Here is a 6,814-nt window from a genome sequence, read left to right on the forward strand (position 1 = left end):
ACTCACCACGCAAGGAGATCCCGTGCTCGACGCCGACTTCTTCCGTCGCTGGATGACGGCCACCGCGGCCTCGGTGGAACGCGAGGCCGAGCGGCTCACGGCGCTCGACTCACCGATCGGGGACGCCGACCACGGCAGCAATCTGCGCCGCGGGTTCACCGCCGTGACGGCCGTGCTGGAGAAGGAGGCGCCGGACACGCCCGGCGCCGTCCTCGTGCTCGCCGGGCGGCAGCTGATCTCGACCGTCGGCGGCGCGTCGGGCCCGCTGTACGGCACCCTGCTGCGCCGGACCGGCAAGGCGCTCGGCGACGCCGCCGAGGTGAGCGAGGCGCAGCTCACGGACGCGCTGCGCGCCGGGGTCGACGCCGTCATGGCGCTGGGCGGGGCCGCACCCGGGGACAAGACCATGATCGACGCGCTGGTCCCGGCGGTCGACGCGCTCGCCGGGTCGTTCGCCGCCGCGCGGACCGCGGCCGAGGAGGGCGCCTCGGCGACCACACCGTTGCAGGCCCGAAAGGGCCGGGCCAGCTATCTCGGTGAGCGGAGCATCGGCCACCAGGATCCCGGTGCCACCTCCGCCGCGCTGCTGATCGCGGCCCTCGCCGCCACGGCCGACGCGGACGCCGCCGATGTCTGAGGAGAAGCGGGTCGGCATCGTGCTGGTGTCGCACAGTGCCGCCGTCGCCGCCTCGGTGGCCGAGTTGGCGCGGGGACTCGCCGGTGCGGGGGCCTCCGTTCCCGTCGCCCCGGCCGGGGGCACCGAGGACGGGGGCCTGGGCACCAGCGCCGAACTGATCTCGGCGGCGGCCGCCTCCGTCGACCGGGGTGCCGGGGTCGCGGTCCTGACCGACCTCGGCAGCGCGGTCCTCACCGTCAAGGCGCTCCTCGCCGAGGGCGACGAACTCCCCGCGGACACGCGCCTGGTCGACGCCCCGTTCGTCGAGGGCGCCGTCGCGGCGGTGGTCACGGCCTCGACGGGCGCGGACCTCGCGACGGTGGCGGCCGCGGCTTCGGAGGCGTACACGTATCGCAAGGAGTGACGGCCGCCGAGCGACCTGCCCGGCGCAGTGGTGCCGGGCGGCCGGCGCGTACGAGGCCCCCCGGCCCCCAGGCCGCCCTCGCCGGGGCGGCGGAGTCAGTTCGTCGCGCCGCCCCGCATCGCCGCGCCTCGGCGCATCCCCGCGCCCTCCACCCACTTCCGCGCGAGTTCCTCGCCCAGTTGGACCGCCGCTCGGTGACTCTCGATCGGCGTCACCTCGGAGTCCTCGAAGACGATGTAGGTGACGCCGGATGCGGTGCCGCCGGTGCGCGGGTCGGGGCGGATGCCGAGCCCCTTGGCCGTGGCGTAGGAGGCCTCGCCGATGATGTTCTGCGGGCCGGTGTCCCCCACGACGGCGTACTGGACCCGGTCCCCGTGGACGACGGCGGCGACGGAACCGCCCTTGATTCCGTGGACCCGGTAGTCCCAGACGCGGCTTGCGGCGGGCACGACGACGAACGGCAGGCTCTCGGAGCGGAGGTAGCGTCCGTCGGACTGCAGGAAGGACGTGGCGGGCTGGAACCACGGGTCGGTCTCACGGTTGCAGCGCGCGCTCGGACGGCCGTCGCAGTCGATGTCCATGTCGGCCTTCCAGTACACCGCGCCGTCGACACCGCAGACGGGGATCACGGCGGGCTTCCCCGCGTCGCTGCTGTACAGCCCCTCGGAGACCCGGACACAGCCGCGCGCCCTGGCCAACAGGTCGGCGGCGGTCACACCACCCTCGTGCTGCGCGGGGCGCTGTGGATGGGCCAGGGCGGGCAGGGCGACGGGGGCCAGCAGGGCGGCGCCGACCGCGGCCAGCGTCAACGAGCGGACTCGCACGATGAGGGACCCTCTCCTGGGGGGACATGACGGACACTCACCCCAAGGTGGTGCGGGTCGGAGAGGACGGCCACCGGGAGGGGGCCGGACGGACCACGGGCGCGGCCGAGGGCCCGGGCCCGACTCGTCCCCGGCCGCTCGGCCGCTCTCGTCGGCGCGGGATCGGCGACGACAGCGGCCCGCGCCGTACGGCATGAACTGGCCTGGCACAGAGGCGAGTTCACACCGTGTCGGAGCACCAGCATACGGAGCCGCCCACGGAGCCGTGAACCTCGTCCACATCTCACCCACCTCTTGATGTGACCGCGTCAGGCATGCCATACATGAGGACAGGTACAGACCAATCAACCGCTCATGACGATCGAGGGGGGCAGATCGTGCGACGCGTTTCCGTGCAGGCACTCGTCCTGGTGCCGGCGCTCTGTGGCTCGCTGCTCCTCACGGCCGGGTGCGCGGTGGAGGAGCGCCCCGGCAGCCGACCGCCGCCCGCCCCACCCGGCGTCACCGCCGACGCCGGCAGCGCCACCAGCGTGCACGTCATGTGGAACCGGGCCCCCGGGGACACGGAGATCGCCGCGTACGAGGTGTACCGGGGCGGGACCAAGGTCGAGGACGTGCCGGGCGACGAGCATATGGTGGACGTCACCCGGCTCCGGCCCTCCACCACGTACGTGTTCACCGTGCGGGCGCGTAGCGCCTCCGGGGACCTCGGGCCGCCGAGCGCCGGGGTCCGCGCCACGACACCCGCCGCCGGGACGGCGGACCGGCGGCCCCCGAGCCGGCCGGGGCGCCTCGACGGGAAGGTGCTCGGGAGCGGCACGGTGCGGCTGTCGTGGGAGCCGTCGACGGACGACCGGGACGTGGAGTCGTACGACATCCTGCAAGGCGGCTCGAAGATCCACGGTGTGGGCGGGGAGCAGACGGCGGCCGTGGTCACGGGGTTGCGGCCCGGCACCCGGTACTCCTTCACCGTGCGGGCACGGGACGCGGCGGACAACGTCTCGCCCGTGAGCGCGAAGGTACGGCTGAGCACCGCTCCGGGAACGGACGACGGACGGGGCACCGCGCCCACCGGGTTCCGTGCGGCGACACGCCTGGACGACGGGGCGTACTCCGTCGAGCTGTCCTGGCTGCCCCCGCCCGTCGACGGGGTGGTCACGGAGTACGAGATCCAGCTCGACGGGCGGCCGGCGACCACCCTCGTCTGGGGCGGGACCCCGCCCCGGGGCCGGGCCTCGTACGGCTTCTACCTGGGCCGGGAGGCCGGGGTGACGTACCGCGTGCGGATCCGGGCGAAGCTGCCGGACGGGACCTGGGGCGGGTTCTCGGTGGAGCGCACGGTCACCACCGAAGGGTGACGGCCGCGGTGTCCCCCGCACGGCGGTATCCGTCACCTGCCCGGGCGTCGTCCGCATGCGGGCGGGGCGCGGGGCACGTTGGCTCACCCTGAGGCAGCACGGGTCCCCCGATCCTCGGCGGCGCAAGGGATGTGCCGCGACCGTGCCGCTGGAGGGCAGACCATGCGTACCTCTCAGCTACTCCTCCGCTCCGGCCTGACGGTGGCCGCCGCCGCGCTGCCGATCGCCCTGACCGCGCAGCCGGCCGCGGCGGTCCCGACCGGGATCTCGGTGAGCACCACGGGCTCCTCGGTCACCGTGACCACGAGCGATTGCCCCAACAGCACCAACGGCACGTTCGGCACCGCCTCGCTGCTCTCCGGCGGGCAGGCGAACTTCTCCCAAGGACGTCAGGTGACCCTGACCGGTACCAGCACCACGCAGTCCGCGTCGTGGGCGAACGTGGGCCCGGGTACACACACCGTGATCGTGGTGTGCAAGGACGGGACCACGGCGGGCACCCAGTCCGTCATCGTCACGGCGGCCACCCCCACCATCTCCACGACGTCCTCGCCCGCACGCGGCGTCATGGGTGGCGTCGGCGGCGCGACCCGGGAGTACGGCACCGTCACCCTCGTGGGCGGCGGGGCGCTGGTGGCCGTGGGCACCGGAGCGGCCGTCTGGTACCTGCGCCGCCGGGCGAAGCCGCACCGCCTCTGACCTCCGGTGGGCGCTCGTCCCGATCCCTGGGTGAGCGGCAGCCCGTGACGCGTACGGCCGCCTACTCCCCGCCGGCGCTCTCCTGCTCGGCGCTCCCGTCCGCGCCGCCGCCGGTGTCCCCCGGCAGCGTCGCGAACTCCTCCAGGGCGTTCGTCAGCCACTGCGTCCAGAACGTCTGCAGGTCGATCCCCGCCCGCAGGATCAGATGCTGGAGCCGGTCCTGGGCGGTGTCGCGGCCGGGCCCGAAGTCCCGCTGCTCGATCTTCTCGTACTCCGCCAACTTCCGTCGGTGCAGGGCGAGATGGCGCCGTAGATCGTCCTCGAGGCCGTCGGTGCCGACCACGGCGGCGGCGCGCAGCCGGACGAAGAGCGCGTCGCGCCACGGCTTGGGGTCCTGGGGCGCGGAGGTCCAGCGGGCCAGTTCCTCGCGGCCGGCCGGCAGCACCTCGTAGCTCTTCTTCTGGCCCCGGGCGGGCCGTTCGGCGGGCAGGGCCCGGATGTAGCCCTCGCCCTCCAGTTTCCCGAGCTCGCGATAGATCTGCTGGTGCGTAGCCGACCAGAAGTAGCCGATCGACCTGTCGAACCGCCGGGTCAGCTCCAGGCCCGACGAGGGCTTCTCGAGCAGGGCGGTGAGGATCGCGTGCGGGAGTGACATGGACTCATCCTAGGAAGGCCGGGGGGCGTGCCACGCCCGCCCGCGCCCCCTGGGCCGGACGCACGCACCCCCTCGGGCGGACTCCCGCGACGCCTCCTACAGCGCCGCCGCCACCTCCGTGCCCTGCTTGATCGCCCGCTTGGCGTCCAGTTCGGCCGCCACGTCGGCCCCGCCGATGAGATGCGCGGAGCGCCCGGCGGCGATCAGGTCGTCGTACAGGTCGCGGCGCGGGTCCTGGCCGGTGCAGAGGACGACCGTGTCGACCTCCAGCACCTGACGGACGCCGTCGACGGTGACGTGCAGCCCGGCGTCGTCGATCAGGTCGTACTGGACGCCGGGGACCATGGTGACGCCTCGGTGCTTGAGTTCGGTGCGGTGTATCCAGCCGGTGGTCTTGCCCAGTCCGGCGCCGACCTTGGTGGTCTTGCGCTGCAGGAGGTGGACCGATCGCGGCGGGGCGGGCCGCTCGGGGACGGCGAGGCCGCCGGGGGCGCGGTAATCCATGTCGACGCCCCACTGCCGGAAGTACGCGGCCGGGTCCTCGCTCGTCTTCTCCCCGCCGTCGGTCAGGAACTCGGCGACGTCGAAGCCGATGCCGCCGGCGCCGAGGATCGCGACGCGGTCGCCGACGGGGGCGCCGTCCCGCAGGACGTCCAGGTAGCCGAGGACCTTGGGGTGGTCGACACCGGGCAGGTCGGGGGTGCGGGGGGTGACACCGGTGGCGACGACGACCTCGTCGTACGCCGTCGCCGTGAGGTCGTCGGCCGTGATCGGGGTGTTGAGGCGTACGTCGACGCCGTGCGCGTCGAGTCGGTTGCGGAAGTAGCGCAGCGTCTCGTCGAACTCCTGCTTGCCGGGGACCCTGCGGGCGACGTTCAGCTGGCCGCCGATCTCACTCGCCGCGTCGAACAGCGTGACCTCGTGGCCGCGTTCGGCCGCGCTCACGGCACAGGCGAGTCCCGCCGGGCCCGCGCCGACGACCGCGACGCGCTTGCGCCGCCGGGTCGGGGAGAGCACGAGTTCCGTCTCGTGGCAGGCGCGCGGGTTGACCAGGCAGGAGGTGATCTGACCGCTGAAGGTGTGGTCCAGGCAGGCCTGGTTGCAGCCGATGCAGGTGTTGATGGCGTCGGGGCGGCCCTCGCGGGCCTTGTTGACGAAGTCCGGGTCGGCGAGCATCGGGCGGGCCATGGACACCATGTCGGCGTGGCCGTCGGCGAGCAACTCCTCGGCCAGCTCGGGGGTGTTGATGCGGTTGGTGGTGACGAGCGGGACGGACACCGCGCCCATCAGCTTCTTCGTCACCCAGGTGTACGCGCCGCGCGGCACCGAGGTCGCGATGGTGGGGATCCGGGCCTCGTGCCAGCCGATGCCGGTGTTGATGATGGTCGCCCCGGCCGCCTCGACGGCCTTCGCCAGCGTGACCACCTCGTCGAGGGTGGAGCCGCCGGGGACGAGGTCCAGCATCGACAGCCGGTAGACGACGATGAAGTTTTCGCCGACAGCCTCGCGCACCCGGCGCACGATCTCGACGGGGAAGCGTGTGCGGTTCTCGTAGGAGCCGCCCCAGCGGTCGTCGCGGTGGTTGGTCCCGGCGGCGATGAACTCGTTGATCAGATAGCCCTCGGAGCCCATGATCTCGACGCCGTCGTACCCGGCGCGGCGGGCGAGGCGGGCCGCGTTCGCGTAGTCGTCGATGGTCTGCTCGACCTCGGCGTCGGTGAGCGCGTGCGGGACGAACGGGCTGATCGGAGCCTGCAGTGCACTCGGCGCGACGAGGTCGCGGTGGTAGGCGTACCGGCCGAAGTGCAGGATCTGCATCGCGATCCGGCCGCCCTCGCGGTGTACGGCGTCGGTGATCTCGCGGTGCCGGTCGGCCTCGGCGTCGGTGGTGAGCTTGGCGCCGCCCTCGTACGGGCGGCCGGCCTCGTTGGGTGCGATGCCGCCGGTGACGATGAGGCCCACTCCCCCGCGTGCCCGGGCCGCGTAGAACTCCGCCATGCGCTCGAAGCCGCGCTCGGCCTCCTCCAGGCCCACGTGCATGGATCCCATGAGCACGCGGTTGGGGAGCGTGGTGAAGCCCAGGTCGAGCGGGCTCAGCAGGTGCGGGTAACGGCTCATGGGGCCCTCCGTGCGTGGCGTCGTCAGCAAGGTTGTAGACGACGCCACGCCGATTGTGCAACTAGTTGCACAATGACTGAGGGCAAGGCCACACCGGGGTGTGGCCTTGCCCTCAGTCAT

Annotated in this window: 8 protein-coding genes; 5 read left to right on the forward strand and 3 right to left on the reverse strand. The window is 73.2% G+C overall.

Annotated elements, in window-relative coordinates:
- Positions 1–22 precede the first annotated feature (22 nt).
- On the forward strand, positions 23–637 hold the full coding sequence (dhaL, locus tag P1P70_RS13120) for a dihydroxyacetone kinase subunit DhaL (protein WP_319236996.1): 615 nt from the start codon (positions 23–25) through the stop codon (positions 635–637).
- Positions 630–1,040, forward strand: coding sequence for a dihydroxyacetone kinase phosphoryl donor subunit DhaM (dhaM, locus tag P1P70_RS13125; RefSeq protein WP_319236997.1), 411 nt, complete (start codon positions 630–632; stop codon positions 1,038–1,040). Before dhaL ends, dhaM begins: the two co-directional genes overlap by 8 nt.
- 95 nt (positions 1,041–1,135) lie before the next feature.
- Here the strand turns inward: dhaM and P1P70_RS13130 are convergent, their stop codons facing one another.
- Positions 1,136–1,864, reverse strand: coding sequence for a glycoside hydrolase family 75 protein (locus tag P1P70_RS13130; RefSeq protein WP_319236998.1), 729 nt, complete (start codon positions 1,862–1,864; stop codon positions 1,136–1,138).
- 26 nt (positions 1,865–1,890) lie between these two features.
- On the opposite strand from P1P70_RS13130, the gene P1P70_RS13135 reads away from it, so the two are divergent.
- The 3 genes from P1P70_RS13135 to P1P70_RS13145 all read left to right on the forward strand — a co-directional run bounded on the left by P1P70_RS13135 (position 1,891) and on the right by P1P70_RS13145 (position 3,921).
- Entirely contained in the window at positions 1,891–2,061 is a 171-nt protein-coding gene (locus tag P1P70_RS13135) for a hypothetical protein (RefSeq protein ID WP_319236999.1), read from the forward strand.
- 180 nt (positions 2,062–2,241) lie between these two features.
- The gene (locus P1P70_RS13140) at positions 2,242–3,222 is read left to right on the forward strand and encodes a fibronectin type III domain-containing protein (RefSeq protein ID WP_319237000.1); all 981 of its coding nucleotides are present in this window, start codon (positions 2,242–2,244) and stop codon (positions 3,220–3,222) included.
- A 162-nt stretch (positions 3,223–3,384) separates the two neighbouring features.
- Positions 3,385–3,921 (forward strand): hypothetical protein, encoded by a 537-nt coding sequence (locus tag P1P70_RS13145; protein ID WP_319237001.1) that lies wholly within the window; start codon positions 3,385–3,387, stop codon positions 3,919–3,921.
- 61 nt (positions 3,922–3,982) lie between these two features.
- Here the strand turns inward: P1P70_RS13145 and P1P70_RS13150 are convergent, their stop codons facing one another.
- Positions 3,983–4,576 (reverse strand): PadR family transcriptional regulator, encoded by a 594-nt coding sequence (locus tag P1P70_RS13150; protein ID WP_319237002.1) that lies wholly within the window; start codon positions 4,574–4,576, stop codon positions 3,983–3,985.
- A gap of 96 nt (positions 4,577–4,672) precedes the next feature.
- Positions 4,673–6,694: an NADPH-dependent 2,4-dienoyl-CoA reductase gene (locus P1P70_RS13155; protein ID WP_319237003.1), complete on the reverse strand. Its 2,022-nt coding sequence runs from the start codon at positions 6,692–6,694 to the stop codon at positions 4,673–4,675.
- Between the last annotated feature and the right edge of the window lie 120 nt (positions 6,695–6,814).

It is taken from the genome of Streptomyces sp. MB09-02B (assembly GCF_033794485.1).
Classification (GTDB): Bacteria; Actinomycetota; Actinomycetes; order Streptomycetales; family Streptomycetaceae; genus Streptomyces.